This is a genomic window from Arthrobacter sp. ERGS1:01 (assembly GCF_001281315.1).
In the GTDB taxonomy this organism is placed as follows: domain Bacteria; phylum Actinomycetota; class Actinomycetes; order Actinomycetales; family Micrococcaceae; genus Specibacter.
Genome location: NZ_CP012479.1, coordinates 1,974,364 through 1,991,271 on the forward strand (window position 1 = coordinate 1,974,364; position 16,908 = coordinate 1,991,271).

At 66.9% G+C, this 16,908-nt stretch carries 14 protein-coding genes, 3 tRNA genes and 1 pseudogene; 4 read left to right on the plus strand and 14 right to left on the minus strand.

The genetic code is table 11. The features are described 5' to 3' along the window. Positions 1–91 precede the first annotated feature (91 nt). From AL755_RS12805 to AL755_RS12815, 3 genes are read left to right on the plus strand one after another with little or no spacing between them, the layout of a single operon-like run. Complete coding sequence (locus AL755_RS12805; protein WP_054011334.1) at positions 92–739, plus strand: hypothetical protein; 648 nt, start codon at positions 92–94, stop codon at positions 737–739. Next, complete coding sequence (locus tag AL755_RS12810; RefSeq protein ID WP_054011335.1) at positions 739–2,313, plus strand: DNA polymerase Y family protein; 1,575 nt, start codon at positions 739–741, stop codon at positions 2,311–2,313. Before AL755_RS12805 ends, AL755_RS12810 begins: the two co-directional genes overlap by 1 nt. Positions 2,314–2,364: 51 nt before the next feature. Next, positions 2,365–5,805 (plus strand): error-prone DNA polymerase, encoded by a 3,441-nt coding sequence (locus AL755_RS12815; RefSeq protein ID WP_054011336.1) that lies wholly within the window; start codon positions 2,365–2,367, stop codon positions 5,803–5,805. 80 nt (positions 5,806–5,885) lie between these two features. Here AL755_RS12815 and AL755_RS12820 read toward each other — a convergent pair whose 3' ends face one another. Continuing rightward, positions 5,886–6,386: a GNAT family N-acetyltransferase gene (locus AL755_RS12820; RefSeq protein WP_054011337.1), complete on the minus strand. Its 501-nt coding sequence runs from the start codon at positions 6,384–6,386 to the stop codon at positions 5,886–5,888. Between the two features lie 162 nt (positions 6,387–6,548). Here AL755_RS12820 and AL755_RS12825 point away from each other — a divergent pair, with 162 nt between their 5' ends. Beyond that, positions 6,549–7,409: a hypothetical protein gene (locus AL755_RS12825; RefSeq protein ID WP_054011338.1), complete on the plus strand. Its 861-nt coding sequence runs from the start codon at positions 6,549–6,551 to the stop codon at positions 7,407–7,409. Between the two features lie 100 nt (positions 7,410–7,509). Here AL755_RS12825 and AL755_RS12830 read toward each other — a convergent pair. The 13 genes and pseudogenes from AL755_RS12830 to rplU all read right to left on the minus strand — a co-directional run bounded on the left by AL755_RS12830 (position 7,510) and on the right by rplU (position 16,883). Further along, a tRNA-Ala gene (locus AL755_RS12830) sits at positions 7,510–7,585 on the minus strand. A 53-nt stretch (positions 7,586–7,638) separates the two neighbouring features. Next, positions 7,639–7,714, minus strand: a tRNA-Ala gene (locus tag AL755_RS12835). Between the two features lie 53 nt (positions 7,715–7,767). After that, a tRNA-Ala gene (locus AL755_RS12840) sits at positions 7,768–7,843 on the minus strand. Between the two features lie 100 nt (positions 7,844–7,943). After that, on the minus strand, positions 7,944–8,693 hold the full coding sequence (locus AL755_RS12845) for a histidine phosphatase family protein (protein ID WP_054013049.1): 750 nt from the start codon (positions 8,691–8,693) through the stop codon (positions 7,944–7,946). A 32-nt stretch (positions 8,694–8,725) separates the two neighbouring features. Continuing rightward, positions 8,726–9,175 carry a ribosome silencing factor gene (gene rsfS, locus AL755_RS12850; protein ID WP_054011339.1) on the minus strand — a complete coding sequence of 150 codons (450 nt, stop codon included), beginning with the start codon at positions 9,173–9,175 and terminating at the stop codon, positions 8,726–8,728. A gap of 25 nt (positions 9,176–9,200) precedes the next feature. Next, complete coding sequence (locus AL755_RS12855) at positions 9,201–10,889, minus strand: hypothetical protein (RefSeq protein ID WP_054011340.1); 1,689 nt, start codon at positions 10,887–10,889, stop codon at positions 9,201–9,203. A 7-nt stretch (positions 10,890–10,896) separates the two neighbouring features. Beyond that, positions 10,897–11,631: a nicotinate-nucleotide adenylyltransferase gene (gene nadD / locus AL755_RS12860; RefSeq protein ID WP_082369264.1), complete on the minus strand. Its 735-nt coding sequence runs from the start codon at positions 11,629–11,631 to the stop codon at positions 10,897–10,899. Further along, positions 11,564–11,812: a hypothetical protein gene (locus AL755_RS12865; protein ID WP_054011342.1), complete on the minus strand. Its 249-nt coding sequence runs from the start codon at positions 11,810–11,812 to the stop codon at positions 11,564–11,566. The genes nadD and AL755_RS12865 overlap by 68 nt, the downstream gene beginning before the upstream one ends. A gap of 262 nt (positions 11,813–12,074) precedes the next feature. Continuing rightward, positions 12,075–13,355: a glutamate-5-semialdehyde dehydrogenase gene (locus tag AL755_RS12870; protein WP_054011343.1), complete on the minus strand. Its 1,281-nt coding sequence runs from the start codon at positions 13,353–13,355 to the stop codon at positions 12,075–12,077. 20 nt (positions 13,356–13,375) lie between these two features. After that, positions 13,376–14,527, minus strand: a complete 1,152-nt coding sequence (gene proB, locus AL755_RS12875) for a glutamate 5-kinase (RefSeq protein WP_082369267.1) — start codon at positions 14,525–14,527, stop codon at positions 13,376–13,378. Then, a pseudogene (obgE, locus tag AL755_RS12880) lies at positions 14,517–16,123 on the minus strand (GTPase ObgE). Before obgE ends, proB begins: the two are co-directional and overlap by 11 nt. Positions 16,124–16,263: 140 nt before the next feature. Further along, a complete protein-coding gene (gene rpmA, locus AL755_RS12885; protein ID WP_054011345.1) occupies positions 16,264–16,521 on the minus strand; it encodes a 50S ribosomal protein L27 in 258 nt (85 codons plus the stop codon). Between the two features lie 53 nt (positions 16,522–16,574). After that, entirely contained in the window at positions 16,575–16,883 is a 309-nt protein-coding gene (gene rplU, locus AL755_RS12890; protein ID WP_054011346.1) for a 50S ribosomal protein L21, read from the minus strand. Positions 16,884–16,908 lie beyond the last annotated feature (25 nt).

Below are 16,908 nucleotides of genomic sequence, written 5' to 3' on the forward strand. Positions count from 1 at the left end.
TTGCGGGGCCGTTGTATACAGTGGCGCGGCGCTCGCCGGGAAGCCTTTGCCGGCAATTGACTAATTCGAACATGTGTTCGAATATTGAAGTATGTCTCCTGCCAATTCAACCGCGCAGGCCTCGTTGCGCGACGGCTTGCAGGCCCAGATCCACCTCATGCAGGGCAGGCGGGGCGGCGAACCCTCCCTGCCCGTGCTGCCCGTGCTCGACGGCGTCATACCGGGCGGCCTGCGTCCGGGCTCCGTGTATTCCCTGCAGGGCTCCATGTCCCTGGCCATGGCCCTGCTGGCCGGCCCGTCCCTCCAGGGCGCCTGGTGCGGGGTGGCCGGCCTGCCCGACTTCGGGGTGGAGGCCGCCGCGGGCTTCGGCATCGACCTGGACCGGCTGGTGCTGGTGCCCGAACCCGGGGAACGGTGGATGACGGTGGTCGCGACGTTGACCGACGTGCTCTCGGTGGTGCTCGCCTGCGCTCCCGGCCACGTCGCACCCGCCGAGGCAGCCAGGCTTGGCGCCCGGCTCCGTGAACAAAGCTCCGTACTGCTGGTCCTGGGACCCTGGCCGCAAAGCGAGGCCGTGCTGCAGGTCGACGGGTACCAGTGGGAGGGACTGGCGCAGGGGCGCGGGCATTTCACCCGGCAACAACTTCGCCTGGACGTAGCCCTGCGGGGCGGATCCCGGCGGGCCTCTGTAAATCTGGCCGGCGGCGTCCCCGCGGGCCTGCACAGCCTGGGGGCGTGATGACCCCGCCGACCGGGACTCCCCCGCGCGTTTTGGTCACCTGGTTTCCGGATTGGCCTCTCGTCGCCGCCCGCCTCACCGACGACCTGCCCCAGGACGGGCCCGCAGCGGTCATTGCCCAGGGCCTCGTAGCCGCCTGCTCCGTGGAAGCCCGGGCGGCCGGCGTCCGCCGCGGCCTGCGGCTCAGGGAGGCGCAGACCCGCTGCCCCGCCCTGGTGGTGTGCCTGGCGGACCCCGTCCGGGACGCCCGGGAATTTGAGCCGCTGGTGGCCTCCCTGGAGGAACGGATCCCCGGCGTGGAGGTGCTCCGCCCCGGGTTGTGCGCCGTCCGGGCCGGGGGCGCGGCCCGGTACTACGGCGGCGAGGAGGCCGCCGTGGGCGCCGTCCTCGAATCGGCCGACGGGCTCGGCATGGAAGCCCGGGTGGGGATCGCCGATTCCGTGTTTGCCGCGGAACAGGCGGCCCGCAGCACCACGCAGGCCTCCCCGTTCAGGGTGCTGTCGCCGGGGACGTCCAAGGAATTCCTGAGCCGCTTCCCCGTGGACGTGCTGGGGGACGCCAAGCTGACCTCCCTGCTCAAACGCCTTGGCATCCTTAGGCTGGGGGACTTCGCGGCCCTTTCCGGCACGGACGTCCGGGCCCGGTTTGGGGCCGCCGGGGCACTCGCCCATGCCATGGCAAGCGGCCGGGATCCGCGCAGGGTGACACCGCGGAAACCGCCACGGAAACTTGAACAACATGCGCAATTCGAACCCGGCCTGGACCGGGTGGACCAGATCGCCTTCCACCTTCGGGCCACGGCTGACCTTTTCATCGCCGGGCTGCAACACGAAGGACTGCTCTGCACGGAGCTTCGGATCGTGGTCACGGACGATTCCGGCGCCCGCTCGGAACGGGCGTGGGGCCATCCCCGGCACTTCACGGCGGGCGACGTGGTGGACCGGGTGCGTTGGCAGCTCAACCCCCAGACCCCGGGCCGGGCCAACGAAGGCCTCGGCTCGGCCGTGACACGGGTGGACCTCATTCCCGGACGCGTCGATGCAATCTCCCACCACGGGCAGACCTTGTTCGGGGACGGTGCCGGGGAGCGGATTCATCACGGCCTCAGCCGGATCCAAAGCATGCTCGGACACGAGGGGGTGCTGGTTCCGGCGATCACCGGGGGCAGGATGCTCAGCGAGCGCCGCACCCTGGCGCCCTGGGGTGACGCTGTGCCCGCGGCGACGGCGGCCGAGGCCGGCCGGCCGTGGCCCGGGAAGATCCCGGACCCGCAGCCGGCCACCGTTTTCGCCTCCCCCCTGCCGGTTCGCCTGCTGGACGGGGAGAAGAGCCCTGTCCGCACGGATCCCCGCGGAGCCCTGGTCTCCGCCCCGCAGTGGTTTTTTCCCCCGGGAAGCCGCACCCGCCACCGGACCGTGGCCGAGTGGGCCGGTCCCTGGCCCCTGCGGCAACGGTGGTGGGATGCCGACCGCCGCCTCAGCGCGGAGCGGCTCCAGCTGGTGGACGGCAACGGGGAGGCCTGGCTGCTCCTCCACGACGGCAAGGGGTGGTGGGCCGAGGCCCGCTACGACTAATGGCCCTTTGGGAGAACCAAGGGCACAAGCAGCATGTGAAAGGCAAAGACAATGGGCTGGAACAATTCCTCGATCCCGTGGGCCGAGTTTGAAAGCCTGCTCTCCGGCAGGGCCCGGCCGGGAGCGGGCACGGGCGACGGCGGTGACAGCCCGGCCTGGTCGGGGAAACGCGGCCCCTACCGCCCCGGCTTGCTCGGGCCCGAACGGCCCAACGCCCCGGGCGGCAGGGCCATACCCTACGCCGAGCTGCACGCCCATTCGCACTACAGCTTCCTTGACGGCGCCTCCTCGCCGGAACAACTGGTCGAGGAGGCGGTGCGGCTGGGCCTGCGCGCCCTCGCGCTGACCGATCACGACGGCTTCTATGGGATCGTGCGGATGGCGGAGGCCGCCGAAGCCTACAAACTGGACACGGTGTTCGGCAGTGAACTGTCCCTGGGACTGGGCAAACCCCAACACGGCGAGGCCGATCCGGAAGGCGAGCACCTGCTGCTGCTCGCCCGCAAGGAGGAGGGCTACCATCGCCTGGCGGGCGCCCTGACGGCGGCCCATCTGGCCGAGGGTGCCGAGAAGGGCCGGCCCGTCTATGACATTGACGCCCTGGCCCAATCCCTCCACGGCCACTGCCTGGTACTGACGGGATGCCGCAAAGGCGCCGTGCGCAGGGCCCTTGCCACCGACGGCGAGAAGGGCGCGGCCCGGGAACTTGGGCTGCTGCTGGAGCGGTTCGGGCATGGAAACGTCGTGGTGGAACTCTTCGACCACGGCAATCCCCTGGACTCCGGGCACAACGACGCCCTCGTCAAGGTTGCAAGGAAGGCCAGTGTCCCCTTCATCGCCAGCAATGCCGTGCACTATGCCACCCCGGCCGGGTATCCCCTGTCCACGGCGCTGGCGGCCGTCCGGTCACGGCGCAGCATGGCGGAACTGGACGGCTGGCTCCCCGCCAGCGACGGCGCGCATCTGCGCAGTGGCGCCGAGATGGCCGCACGCTTTGCCCAGTACCCGGGCGCGCTCGAACGGACAGTCGAGCTTGCCGATGACCTGTCCTTCCAATTGCGGGCGGCCCGCCCAAAACTTCCCAAGCTCGACGTCCCCGCCGGCCACACCCTCATTTCCTGGCTCCGCCACCTTGTCGGCGAAGGCGTTGCCGCCAGGTATCCGGGAGCCGGCGAGCGGGTCCATGCCCGGATCGAGAAGGAACTTGCCGTGATCGAAGCCAAGGACTTCCCCGGCTACTTCCTGATCGTCCACGACCTTGTGCAATTTGCCCGCTCCCGGGGCATCCTGTGCCAGGGCCGCGGTTCGGCGGCGAACTCCGCGGTCTGTTACGCACTGGGCATCACCGCCGTCGACAGCATCTTCTACGACCTTCCGTTCGAGCGGTTCCTCTCGAGCCTGCGCGAAGAGGAACCCGACATCGACGTCGATTTCGATTCCAACCGGCGCGAGGAGGTGATCCAGTACGTCTACCAAAAGTATGGGCGCTTCAACGCCGCCCAGGTGGCCAACGTCATCACCTACCGGCCAAAGAATGCCGTCCGGGACATGGCGAAGGCGCTGGGGTACAGCCAGGGCCAGCAGGACGCCTGGTCAAAACTCACCGACAGCCGAAGCCGCCTTGCCCCGGGCACCAGCGAGGAGGACATTCCCGTCCCCGTGCTCAAGCTGGCCGAACAAGTCCTGGGCTTCCCCCGCCATCTGGGCATCCACTCCGGCGGGATGGTCCTCACCGAGCGGCCGGTGGGCGAGGTGGTCCCCATTGAGCGTGCCCGCATGGAGAACCGCACCGTGCTGCAATGGGACAAGGACGACTGCGAGTGGATGGGGCTGGTGAAGTTCGACCTGCTGGGGCTGGGGATGCTCGCGGCCCTGCAGTATTCCTTTGACCTGATCGATGAAACCTTCGCTGAGCGCTGGGAAATCAGCACCCTGCCCCGCGAGGAACAGGCCGTCTACGACATGCTGTGCAGAGCCGATTCCGTCGGGGTGTTCCAGGTGGAGTCCCGGGCCCAGATCGCCACCCTGCCGCGGTTGCGGCCGCGGGAATTCTACGACCTCGCGGTGGAGATCGCGTTGATCCGTCCGGGCCCGGTGCAGGGCGGTGCCGTGCACCCGTACATTCGCCGCCGCACCGGCCAGGAGGAGGTGACGTACCTGCACCCGTTGTTGGAACCCGTCCTGGAGCGGACCCTGGGGGTGCCGTTGTTCCAGGAGCAGCTCATGCAGATGGCCGTGGCCGTGGGCGGCTGCACGGGCGAGGACGCGGATTTGCTGCGCCGCGCCATGGGCTCCAAGCGGGGCGTGGAGAAGATTGGTTCGTTGCGGGAGAAGCTCTTTGCCGGGATGGCCGACAACGGGATAGCGCCCGAGGACGCCGCGCAGATCTATGCCAAGATCGAGGCCTTCGCGAACTTCGGTTTCGCCGAATCCCACTCCCTCAGCTTCGCCGTGCTGGTCTATGCAAGTTCCTGGCTGAAGCTGCACTATCCGGGGGCTTTCCTGGCTTCCCTGCTCCGGGCCCAGCCCATGGGATTTTATTCACCGCAGACGCTCGTGGCCGACGCCCGGCGCCACGGGGTGAAGGTGTTGCGGCCGGACATCCTGCGCTCACGCGCCGAAGCGAGCCTCGAGGTGGCGGACGGTTTTGAGCCCGCCGAGGGTGCGGGGCCGCGGACGACGCCGGAACGCGGCATGGACTCGTGCCTGGACTTCCACCAACCCCCCATTGGCCCGTTCCGGCAGGGTGCACCGGCACAGGACCACCGGCATCGCAGGGACGCCACCCATGCCGTGCGCCTTGGCTTGGACGGCATCACGTCCCTGGGCAACGGTACGGCGCAGCGGATCGTGGACGAACGCGAGGCCAACGGCCCCTATCAAAGCATGGCGGAACTCTCGCGCAGGGCCGGCCTGAACGCCGACCAGCTCGAGGCCCTTGCCTCCTCCGGGGCGCTTGATTCGCTGGGCATGAATCGCCGGGAGGCCCTCTGGCAGGCCGGGGCCGCCGCGTTGGTGCGGGAGGGGCAACTACCGGGGACCTCACCCTATGTCCAGCCGCCGCTGCTTCCCGAGCTTTCCGACGCCGGACTGGTCGCCCAGGACGTCTGGGCCACGGGCATCAGCACCGATGACCACCCCATGCGCCATGTCCGCAGCGAGCTGGATTCACGGGGCGTGGTGCGGATCGACGGGCTCCCCGGCAAGGAGTCCGGCACCCGGATCGAGGTGGCGGGGATCGTCACGCACCGCCAACGCCCCCAGACGGCCCAGGGCATCACCTTCGTCAATCTTGAGGACGAAACCGGCATTCTCAACGTCATCTGCAGCGTGGGCCTGTGGGAGCGGCACCGCCGGGTGGCCCTGGAATCGGATGCCCTGGTCATCCGGGGGCTGTTGGAACGCTCACCCGAAGGTGTCACCAACTTGATAGCGGACAGGCTCGAGCCCCTGGCCCTGGCGGTGAAGCTCACGTCCCGCGACTTCAGCTAGCCGTGGATTGACGGGCATCCGCCGCGCGGCATCAAGGTCAGACGTATCAAAGGTTCAAGGCATCAAGGTTCAAGGCATCGCTATGGCAATTGCTTGCGCATCTTGTAGTTGGTGAGCTCAACCCCCGCCTTCACGGGGTGTTGTTCCGCTTCGACCGTGAAGCCGTGCTGTTCGAAGAAGGGGCGGGCCGTGATGCTCACGTCGGCCGAGAGGGCGGGTGTCCCGTTACTGCGTGCGTGCGCCTCCGCGTGCGCCAGAAGCTGCCTTGCCACGCCGCGCCGCTGGTGGCGCGGCGAGACAAACATCATGTCAACGTAACCGTCGGGGCCCACATCCGAGAAGCCGGCCAGTTCGCCTTCGATCGTGGCTACTACGCTGTTCCGGGCCAGCATCGCGGCGTGCCAGGTTCCCACGTCGCGCCGTTCCGGCTGCGCCCATGCCTGTACCTGTTCCGCCGTGTAGTCGGCGGAGGCGGTCTCTGTCACCGCGGCAATGAACACCGCCAGGGTTGCTGCGGCATCCGATTCCCCATAGGGCCGGATCACGATGGACGGGTGATCATGTGATTGCTGGTGCTCCATCGCCCCAGTCTGTCACCCGGGAATCAGCATCATAAGGGCACGCAACTAGCGAAATAGTGTCAGTGCCTCCTTGTAGGTTGACCTCAAGACAGACGCAGCACCTGTCGGCGGCTTTCGTCGGACCGCCGACTTCCAAAGTCCCTGCTAAGAATGGAGCACAAGATGAAGGAACTACCTGATGGGCTCAGCCATCTCCTCATACTCGCAGCGTGCCTCGCCGGAGTCGCCCTGGTGCTGGCCGTGGTCATCCTGGTGAGCAGCACACTCAATCGCCGCAGACTCATCAAGAAGGCCTGGCAGGAAATTCCCGCTGGCGACGCCCTGGAAATCCAGGGACAACTCATCGATGCCATCAAAGGCAAAAGCAAGAACCAAAAAACGGAAGTGACCATCACACCATTTTGGAAAGGAATGGGCGTACCGCGCCATGTGAGAACGGCCCTCGTTGAGGACCTCCTCAAGACAGGGATCGTCAGCGGCGGGAAGAAGACCTACACCAACGAATTCACACGATTTATCTGCACCGCTTGGAACGACTTCTTTTGCCTGCCACCTTCAGTGCTCATCCTCAGTGATGAAGACTGGTTACTCATGGTGAACAGCAAAATGACCGGCAAGGGTGTCCTCATCGAAAGGCTGGAAATGACCGTCGATAGCCACGACATCACGCACAAGACCAACAATGTCATCAAGGCTCGTGCCGGTTCAGTCTCGGGTGTTGTCCAAGGAGGCCGGGACGCCACGATGTCGAACGTCGACATCGAACAGCACTCAACGTCCAATGACCTTGAACTCTTCACCAATTTGGTGCGCGTCCTCAGGATTGACGCCCACCTCACCACGGATGCAGTTCTTGCCGCCCGACTGATCACTCATGCCGACCTTCTTGAACAAGAGCTAAATGAGTCCGACTCGCCAGAAGCACCGAAGGACATCTTGGGGAAGATCGCCGGACTCATCACCAAGTATGGCGATGCCATGGCGACGACGATCAAGGTCGTCGGGAAACTCACAGGCAACTAAGCCGCACTCCGCGAACTCGGCCCAGCCTCGTCGAGCCAAGGCATCGCGACGCAAAAAAGGTCCGGCCAAATCCATAACGGATTTGGCCGGACCTTTTGTTTGGTGGAGCTGAGGGGACTCGAACCCCTGACCCCCTGCATGCCATGCAGGTGCGCTACCAGCTGCGCCACAGCCCCAAACACTTTATTGCCGTACTTCATTTCAAACCACCGGAATGAACCAGTTTGTTTGGTGGAGCTGAGGGGACTCGAACCCCTGACCCCCTGCATGCCATGCAGGTGCGCTACCAGCTGCGCCACAGCCCCAAACACTTTATTGCCGTACTTCATTTCAAACCACCGGAATGAACCAGTTTGTTTGGTGGAGCTGAGGGGACTCGAACCCCTGACCCCCTGCATGCCATGCAGGTGCGCTACCAGCTGCGCCACAGCCCCAAACACTTGCCTTTTCCCTTGACTTGTCGGTCTTGGGCAAAGCAACTCGTCAATCCTAGAACACGTTTCCGTCAGCTGCCAAATCGAGGCTCCCGCGGGCTCAATCCTCCACCGGAACGGAGAAATCTTCGGGCACCTCGTAGGGCTCCGGAAGGGTCCCAACATTGTGCTCGGTAAGCCGCCAATGCCACTCCCCCGCACCCGCAACCGACGGCTGCGCCTGTTCGACCACCGACCAATGGCAGTTCGAAAGTCCGGACAAGGTGCGCCACAAATGCTCCGGAAGCCCCAGCAGCTTCGCCAGCCCCACGCGGGCGGCACCGCCGTGGGTTGCCACCACCAGGGTGCCGCCGTCGGGCACCGTGGCGACAGCGGCCAGGATTGCCGCGACCATGCGTTCGGCCACCTCCACCCGGGTCTCACCTCCGCCGGCACGGACGTGCGGTTCGTCGAGTTGCCAGAGCTTGACCTCGGCCGGGTACCTTTGCTCAATCTCCTCGAAGGTCAATCCCTCCCAGGCGCCCCCGAAGGTTTCGCGCAGCCGCGGGTCCACGGAAACCGCGGCACCCGTCAGCCCGCCCAAGGCTTGGGCGGTGTCCAGGGCCCTGGCCAGGTCAGAGGAGGCGATGCTGATGTGGGACTCCCCCGCCGTGGCCGTGAGTTTTCCGGCCAGCAGGCTCGCGGCTCGTGCCACCTGGAGCTGCCCGACGTCGTCGAGCGGGATGTCGCTCTGGCCCTGGAAGCGCCCCGCAGCATTCCAGGAGGTACGTCCGTGGCGCCAAAAAACGACCCGCCGGCGAATGCCGGCGGGCTGCAAAATTGACGAGGTCGGGGCGGTGGTACCGGTCATGGCCAGGCGTCCTTCCATCGTGGTGGGGCGAATTACTCCGCTTCCACGCTCTCCTGCTCCGCGGTGGCGGACGCTGCGTCTTCGGTGTTTTCTGCGCTTTCGCGCTTGACGGACGGGTCCGACTCGGCCAGCTGCAGGTCGATCACGGGGCAGTCGGCGTAGAGGCGTTCCAGGGCGTAGAAAATCCTGTCTTCCTCGTGCTGGACGTGCACCACGATGTCGGCGTAGTCCAAGAGGACCCAGCGGCCCGCGGAACGGCCCTCACGGCGCACCGGACGCATGCCGAACTTGTGGAGCTCGTCCTCGATGCCGTCGACGATGGCGTTGACCTGGCGCTCCGTTGAAGCGGAGGCGATGAAGAAGATGTCCGTGATGGCGAGCCGGTCGCTCACATCAAGGGCAATCACGTCCTGGGCCAGCTTGTCGGATGCCGCCCGGGCTGCAGCCCGGGCCACCTCGATGGAGTGTTCTGTTGCGGTCACTAACGTTCCTTTGATAGATCCGGCACTAGTGGCCTAGTCCGGTGATGATCATGACGGCCAGCGCAATACAAGCCGCGCCGCCAAGAATGATGCTGCCCCATTGAATGAGCATATTGCGTTGGGTTCGTCCCAGTCCCGCCGTCACGGCATCCAACGGCTCCAGCCCGTGGGCATAGTCCGCGGGCATGGGCGGCATCTGGGTGCGGGTCACTGTGGCCGTCTGGGCCGCGTCGTCGGCCTGCCCGACGGCGACCAGGGCCTCCGCGCGTTTGATGGTGCCGCTGCGTCCGCCCGTGAGCGGGCGGTTTCCCGGCCCGGGGCGGTGCGACGCCCTGGCGGACAGGGCGGCGTCAAAGCGTTCCGCGTCCTTGCTCCGGCCGCTGCCTTCCTTGCGGGCCGGCGGCACCTTGGGCGAGGACATCGTCACGATCGGCACGTGCGTGGTGGAGGGCGGGCGCAGCACCGGACGGTCCAGGCCGGGCACCTCGATGAACTCCAGGGGCGTGACCATGGCCAGGTTGTTGGTGGCCGTGGGGTCGGTTGCCGTGCGCCGGCTCTTGGCGCTCTCCTGGGCCAGCCGTTCACGGGCTGCCGCACGCTGCTTCAGGATGGCTTCGCGTTCGGCCTTGGCGCGTTCCTCGGCCAGGATTCGCAGTTCCTCGGCGCTGGGAGTCGGCGGCGCCGCGGGGGTTGGGCCCACGGAGACCGCGTGGTAGCCGCCACCGGGGACCAGGCCCTGGGTGGGCGGGTAGTTGGCGGAGGCCGTGTCCTGTGGACCCGTCACGGGAGGCGTGGCCGGGGCGGGCGGAAGCTGCCCGGCGGGAGCCGTCGTGGACGCGGCCGCTGGTGTCGCCACCGGGCCGGGTGCAATAGCGGGCGCCTGAACTGCAGGCGCCTGGGTTCCGGGCGCAACAACGGGGATGGGGCCGGCAAAGTCGGCTTCCGCCGCGCGACGGCCCGCGCGGGTGCGCACCGGCTGCACGGTGGGTGCCTTGGCCGGTGCCGGCTTGACGGCGGCAGGCGCAGCGGCGGCAGGCGTGCCGGGAGCGGTCTTGGCAGCTGCCGCGGGGCCCTGCACGGGTGCGGGGCCCTGCACGGGTGCGGGCCGGGCCGGTGCCGGGCTGGCGGGTGCCGGCTTTGTGGCGGCCGCACCCGGAGCGGGCTTGCCGGGCGCGGCAACGCCGGTAGCGGGCTTGCCGGGCGCGGCAACGCCGGTAGCGGGCTTGCCGGGCGCGGCAACGCCGGTAGCGGGCACGGCGGGAGTCGGCTTGGCCGGGACCACTGCCGGCGGCACCACGGGGTTGATGCTGGTGATGGGGGCGCGTTCGGCGTCGAGCTGGGCCTGGCGCAGGGCGCGACGGGACGGCAACGGTACGGCGGGGGCGGCGTCAACAAGTTCCTTGTAGGCGCGCAGTGCCGCACGGTCACGGGCACGCGTCTGGGAGGACCGTTCCCGCGGGGCCGCCGTGGCGGCGTCCTTGCCCGAGGGACCGTCGTCGGCGGTTGGTGCGACCGGCTCCGCGGAAAGCGTGCGCCGGCCGTGGCGCTCGGCCTCGGGCGCGACGGCAGCAACCGGTACGGCCACCGGCTTGGCTGCGGTGTCCTTGGCGGCAACAACCGGCGCGGGCGGCTGCACCGTCGCGCTGTTGGCTTGTTCCGACTTGGCCACCCGCATTTCCCTGCGGCTGCGAGCCGGCTCCGTTTCCTTGCTCATCACTTACTCATTCAGTACTAGAAGTCACCGATAGGACGCTTCCCGCGGTGTCGCCATGTGGTTGAACATACAGCCCATACTTGGCGATGTATTGAACCACGCCGTCCGGAACCAGGTACCAGACGGGATTTTGCTCTTGAACCCGGGTGCGGCAATCAGTGGAGGAGATCGCCATGGCGGGCACTTCCAACAAACTTACGTCGCTTCGACCCATATCGTCGAGCTCATGGCCCGGGCGCGTCACGCCAACGAAGTGTGCCAAATCCCACAGCTCGTCATTGTCCTTCCAGGACATAATCTGGGCCATGGCGTCGGCGCCGGTGATGAAGAACAGGTCCGCCTCGGGGCGCATCCGCTTCAAATCACGCAAGGTGTCGATCGTGAACGTGGGGCCGGGGCGGTCAATATCGACCCGGCTGACCGTGAAACGGGGGTTCGCGGCAGTGGCGATGACCGTCATCAGGTAGCGGTGTTCGGCCGCACTGACTTCCCGGTTTGCCTTCTGCCAGGGTTCCCCCGTGGGCACGAAGATGACTTCATCAAGCTTAAATACACTCGCAACCTCGCTGGCTGCGACGAGGTGACCATGGTGGATCGGATCAAACGTGCCGCCCATGACTCCAACGCGGAGACGGTCGCGGGCGCCTTCCAGGGAAGGCACCACGCGGGTTCCCTTAGTGATGGGAGGAATCCGTCTCGTCGCCGTGGCCGTGCTTGTTGGTGTGCTGGCGGTGCGGGTCATCCGTGCTGGGGACGGCCGAGTGGCGGTTGCCCAGGTTCATGAAGGACACGCAGATGAACATCAGCAGCATCAGGAACACGAACATGGTCCCGCCAATGACGAACGGCGGCGCAATGAGCGGCGCGGCTTCCTCGTGGGCGGCTGCTTCGGCAAGGACGACGCCGGCAAGCTGGGTCAGCATGTTTTCTCCCCTATGGGTTGGTAGCCGGACACAATTTCGCTGCGACCGGCCAAACGTGGCTTGGATTCCCTCTAATGGTACGTGGTATCCGCCGGCACTGGCACACCTGCCGCGCCGGGAACTGCCCGCGCGGCCCGGTTAACCCGGAACGGACACCCCTTCAGGAAGGGACGGCGTTTGCGGTTTCGGCCGGCGGTATACCGCCGGCCGAAACCGCAAACGCCGTCCCTTGTGAAAAACGGGTCACGCCGGCAGGTGGGGATCAGCCCCGGACTTGGCCCTCGCCCTGGACGATCCACTTGGTGGTGGTCAGCTCGCCCAGGCCCATGGGGCCGCGGGCGTGCAGCTTTTGCGTGGAAATGCCCACTTCGGCGCCAAGCCCCAGTTCCCCGCCGTCGGTGAAACGGGTGCTGGCGTTGACGATCACGGCGGCCGAGTCGATTTCGGCGATGAACGTCTCGGCGTTGGCGAGATCGTTGGTGAGGATCGCTTCGGTGTGGCCGGTGGTCCAGGTGCGGATGTGCGCCACGGCGTCCTCCAGCGAGTCCACCATCTTCACGGCAAGGTCGAGGTCCATGTATTCGGTGGCCCAGTCATGGTCGGTGGCCGGGGTGCTGGGAACGCCGGCGGGAACCACCGCGGCGATGCGTTCGTCGACGTGGAGGCGGACACCGGCGTGGTGCAGGGCGGTCAGCACGGCCGGCAACACGGTGGAGTCCTTGTGGACCAGGAGTGTTTCGACGGTGTTGCACACGCTGGGCCGCTGGGTCTTGGCGTTGAGCAGGATCTCCACGCACATATCTTCCTTGGCACTGCTGTCAATGAAGATGTGCACATTGCCCTCGCCGGTTTCAATGACGGGGACGGCCGCGTTTTGCACCACGGTTTGGATCAGTTCGCGTCCGCCGCGGGGAATGAGCACATCCACCTGGCCGCGGGCGCGCATCAGCACGTTGGCGCCTTCGCGGCCGTACTTGTCCACCGACTGGACGGCGTCGGCGGGCAGGCCCACGGCATCCAGCGCGTCGCGCAGGATACCCAGCAGGGCGTCGTTGGTGTGGGCGGCCGCTGTTCCGCCGCGCAGGACCACGGCGTTGCCGCTCTTGAGCGCAAGGCCGGCAATGTCGACGGTGACGTTGGGGCGTGCCTCGTATATGGCCGCCACGACACCCAGGGGAACGTTGACCTGGCGCATGCGCAGGCCGTTGGGCAGTGTTTGGCCGCGGACCACATTGCCCACGGGGTCGGGCAGGGACGCCAGGTTTTCCAATGCGTCCGCGAGGCCCTGGATGCGCGGCGGGGTCAGCGTGAGCCGGTCAAGCATGGCCGCCGACGTGCCATTCTCCCGCCCCGCGGCAAGATCCCGGGCGTTGGCGGCCAGGATGGGTTCCTGCTGGGCAAGGAGGGCGGCGGCCATGGCGCGCAGGCCCTTGTCCTTCAGGGCGCGGTTGGCACCGGCCATGCGGCGCGAGGCCAAACGGGCCCGGTCCGTGATTTCACGAATCCCGGCGACGACACTTTGTTCAACAATCTGCTCGGTCATGGCTTAAGTGTAAGGCACGCTTATGTGGCCAGGAGCACCAAGTCGTCCACGTGCACTACCTCGCGTTCGTATTCCCGGCCCAATTCGCGGGCCAGCTCCTTCGTGGAGCGGCCCAGCATCTGGGGCAGGTCGGCGCAGGTGTAGTTCACCAGGCCGTGCGCGATCACGTTGCCGGCGGTATCAGCGATCTCCACGGCGTCGCCGGCGTCGAAGTCGCCGGAGACGGAGACGATGCCGGCCGGGAGCAGGGACTTGTGCCGCTCCCGCACGGCCCGGACCGCGCCGTCGTCGAGCACCAGGCGGCCGCGGATGTCGGCAAGGTGGGCCAGCCACAGCATGCGCACGGGGCGCTTGCTGCCGTTGATGCTGAACCAGGTGCCCACGTCCTCGCCGGCCAGTGCCGCCCCGGCGTTCGCCGTCGAGGTGACGAGGGCGGGGATGCCGGTTTCGGCGGCGATCAATGCGGCCTGGACCTTGGTGGCCATGCCGCCGGTGCCGACGCCGGCCTTGCCTGCACTGCCGATCACGATGCCCTCGAGGTCTTCGGGGGAATCCACCGTACTGATGCGCACGGCGCCCTCGGACGGCGGGCCGTCATAGAGGGAGTCGACGTCGGAGAGCAGCACCAGGGCGTCGGCCTTGACCAGGTGCGCCACGAGGGCCGCCAGGCGGTCGTTGTCGCCGAAGCGGATCTCGTGCGTGGCTACGGTGTCGTTTTCGTTGACGATGGGCACCACGCCCAGGTGCAGCAGCCGTTCCAGCGCCCGGTGGGCGTTGACGTATTGGCGGCGGCGGGTCAGGTCCTCGGCGGTGAGCAGGACCTGGGAGACCGTGACGCCGTGGCCGATGAACGCACTGTTGTAGTGCGCCATCAGCAAGCCCTGGCCCACGCTGGCCGCGGCCTGCTGCGTGGCCAGGTCCTTGGGACGGCGGGCCAGGCCCAGCGGAAGGAGGCCCGCGGCGATGGCGCCGGAGGAGACCAGGATGATCTCCGTGCCCGCCAGGCGGCGCCGCGCGAGCACATCCACCAGCGCCTTGAGGGCGGCCTCGGAGATTCCGCCGGCCACCGAGGTCAGCGACGACGAGCCGACCTTCACCACGATCCTTGCGGCCGAGGCGATCGCCGAGCGTGACTCGGCGACCGTCTGGCCGGCCTCCACGTTAGAGCCCATCGTTGTCCGACGCACCGCCCTCGGCGTCAAGGTCGGCCTCGATGACGGCGTCCTTGACGTGCTTGCGGTTGGTGGACTCGGTCCAGACGCCGGCCTTGCGCTCGGCTTCCAGCTCGGCGCGGGCGGCAGCCTTGGCGTCGCGGCGGTCCTGCTGCTCCTCGCGCTTTTGTGCACGCGTGGGGCGGTCGCCAAGGTCAAGCAGGCGCAGGTCGGTGCCGCGGGGGCGGCCAGGTGCTCGGCGCCGCCCATCATGGTCGGCTCCCAGTCGAAGATCATGCCGTCTTCGCCGCCAATGACCACGGTGTCCCCGGGGGTGGCGCCGGCCTTGAACAGGCCCGTCTCCACGCCGGCCTTGGCCAGGCGGTCAGCGAGGTAGCCGATCGCTTCCTCGTTTTGGAAGTCGGTCTGGCGGACCCAGCGCTCGGGCTTTTCGCCCATGACGCGGAACAGCGGTTCGAGGTTCTTCTCTTCACGGCGGATCGTGAACGGGACCGCATTGACGGCGCGCGGGCGCAGCACCACGGGGGTTGCCTTCACGGGGGCGGCGGCAATCGCGTCGCGGGCGCTCTGGACGATTTCGGCCATCGCGAAGCCCAGCTGGCGCAGGCCCTCGTGGCTGGCGGCGGAGACCTCGAACACGCGGTAGCCGCGGGCCTCGAGGTCGGCACGGACAAATCCGGCCATGTCGCGGCCGTCGGGGGAATCGACCTTGTTCAGGGCGATGAGCTTGGGGCGCTCGTTGAGCGGCACCACGTCGCCGTCGGCGCCGGCGAAGCTCATGTCGACGGCGTAGCGGTCAAGTTCGCTTTCGATCACGGCGAGGTCGGAGATCGGGTCGCGGTCGGCTTCCAGGGTGGCGCAGTCAAGCACGTGCACCAGGGCGGCGCAGCGCTCCACGTGGCGCAGGAAGTGGTGGCCCAGGCCCTTGCCCTCGCTGGCGCCTTCAATGAGGCCCGGGACGTCGGCAATCGTGAAGCGGACGTCGCCGGACTGGACCACGCCCAGGTTCGGGATCAAGGTGGTGAAGGGGTAGTCGGCAATCTTGGGCCGTGCGGCCGACATCGCGGCGATCAGGCTGGATTTTCCGGCGGACGGGAAGCCAACCAGGGCGATGTCGGCGATCGACTTCAACTCAAGGACGACGTCGCGCTCGTCACCTTCGATGCCGAGCAGGGCGAATCCGGGGGCCTTGCGCTTGAGCGAGGACAGTGCTGCGTTGCCGAGCCCGCCCTGGCCGCCGGCCGCGGCAACATATTCGGAGCCTTCGCCGACGAGGTCGGCCAGGACGTTTCCGGCCTTGTCCTTGACGACGGTGCCGTCGGGGACGGTCAAGACCAGCGATTCGCCGATCTTTCCGTCGCGCCAGTCACCCATGCCGGGGCCGCCGTTGGAGGCGTGGCGGTGGGGTGCGTGGTGGTAGTCAAGGAGGGTGGTGGTCTGGGCGCTCACGCGCAGGATGACGTCGCCGCCGTCGCCGCCCTTGCCACCATCGGGTCCGCCGAGGGGCTTGAACTTCTCCCGGTGGACCGAGACGCAGCCATGGCCGCCTGTCCCGCCGGATACGTGCAATACAACCCGGTCAACAAAGCTGGCCAATGAATTCTCCTTGATTAGTACTTGCTGGTGCGCACCAATTCTAGTCCGCGTGGGGTTTGACCCCTAGATGCAAAGCGTGTGCTTGTTAAAAGCCTGTGGAGCGAGCCATGCGGCCCGCTCCACGAGGTTTTACTGAAATATTAGACCGCAGCTGCGACGATGTTCACGACGCGACGTCCACGACGCGCACCGAACTCGACAGCGCCGGCTTCCAGTGCGAACAGCGTGTCGTCGTTTCCGCGACCTACGCCCTCGCCCGGGTGGAAGTGGGTGCCGCGCTGGCGAACGATGATCTCGCCCGCCTTGACAACCTGACCGCCGAAGCGCTTGACGCCCAAGTACTGAGCGTTGGAGTCACGACCGTTGCGAGTGGAACTCGCACCCTTTTTATGTGCCATTTGAAATGCCTACCTTTTGACTTAAGTTTAAGAGGATCTACAGGTTCGCTTGATTAAGCGATCGAGGTGATCTTGACCTTGGACAGTTCCTGACGGTGGCCCTGACGCTTCTTGTAGCCGGTCTTGTTCTTGAACTTCTGGATGACGATCTTCGGTCCACGAAGATCCTCCAACTTCTCAGCCGTAACCTTCACATTAGCCAGGTCCTTCGCGGCGGTGGTGATTGTCTCACCATCGACCAGGAGCAAAGCGGGCAGCTCAAGCGTGCTGCCAACTCCACCGGGGACGCGGTTCATGGTCACGTAGTCTCCGACGGAAACCTTTTCTTGACGGCCGCCTGCGCGGACAATCGCGTACACCACTGGGGAACTCACTTCTCTCGACGTT

What these genes read in the sequence shown, in the direction of transcription:
- AL755_RS12815 (WP_054011336.1), top strand. Translation starts at nt 2,365, where the DNA reads ATGGGCTGGAACAATTCCTCGATCCCGTGGGCCGAGTTTGAAAGCCTG.
- nadD (WP_082369264.1), bottom strand. Translation starts at nt 11,631, where the DNA reads ATGACCCGCACCGCCAGCACACCAACAAGCACGGCCACGGCGACGAGA.
- proB (WP_082369267.1), bottom strand. Translation starts at nt 14,527, where the DNA reads ATGGGCTCTAACGTGGAGGCCGGCCAGACGGTCGCCGAGTCACGCTCG.
- AL755_RS12855 (WP_054011340.1), bottom strand. Translation starts at nt 10,889, where the DNA reads ATGAGCAAGGAAACGGAGCCGGCTCGCAGCCGCAGGGAAATGCGGGTG.
- AL755_RS12805 (WP_054011334.1), top strand. Translation starts at nt 92, where the DNA reads ATGTCTCCTGCCAATTCAACCGCGCAGGCCTCGTTGCGCGACGGCTTG.
- AL755_RS12825 (WP_054011338.1), top strand. Translation starts at nt 6,549, where the DNA reads ATGAAGGAACTACCTGATGGGCTCAGCCATCTCCTCATACTCGCAGCG.
- AL755_RS12845 (WP_054013049.1), bottom strand. Translation starts at nt 8,693, where the DNA reads ATGACCGGTACCACCGCCCCGACCTCGTCAATTTTGCAGCCCGCCGGC.
- AL755_RS12820 (WP_054011337.1), bottom strand. Translation starts at nt 6,386, where the DNA reads ATGGAGCACCAGCAATCACATGATCACCCGTCCATCGTGATCCGGCCC.
- AL755_RS12865 (WP_054011342.1), bottom strand. Translation starts at nt 11,812, where the DNA reads ATGCTGACCCAGCTTGCCGGCGTCGTCCTTGCCGAAGCAGCCGCCCAC.
- rpmA (WP_054011345.1), bottom strand. Translation starts at nt 16,521, where the DNA reads ATGGCACATAAAAAGGGTGCGAGTTCCACTCGCAACGGTCGTGACTCC.
- AL755_RS12870 (WP_054011343.1), bottom strand. Translation starts at nt 13,355, where the DNA reads ATGACCGAGCAGATTGTTGAACAAAGTGTCGTCGCCGGGATTCGTGAA.
- AL755_RS12810 (WP_054011335.1), top strand. Translation starts at nt 739, where the DNA reads ATGACCCCGCCGACCGGGACTCCCCCGCGCGTTTTGGTCACCTGGTTT.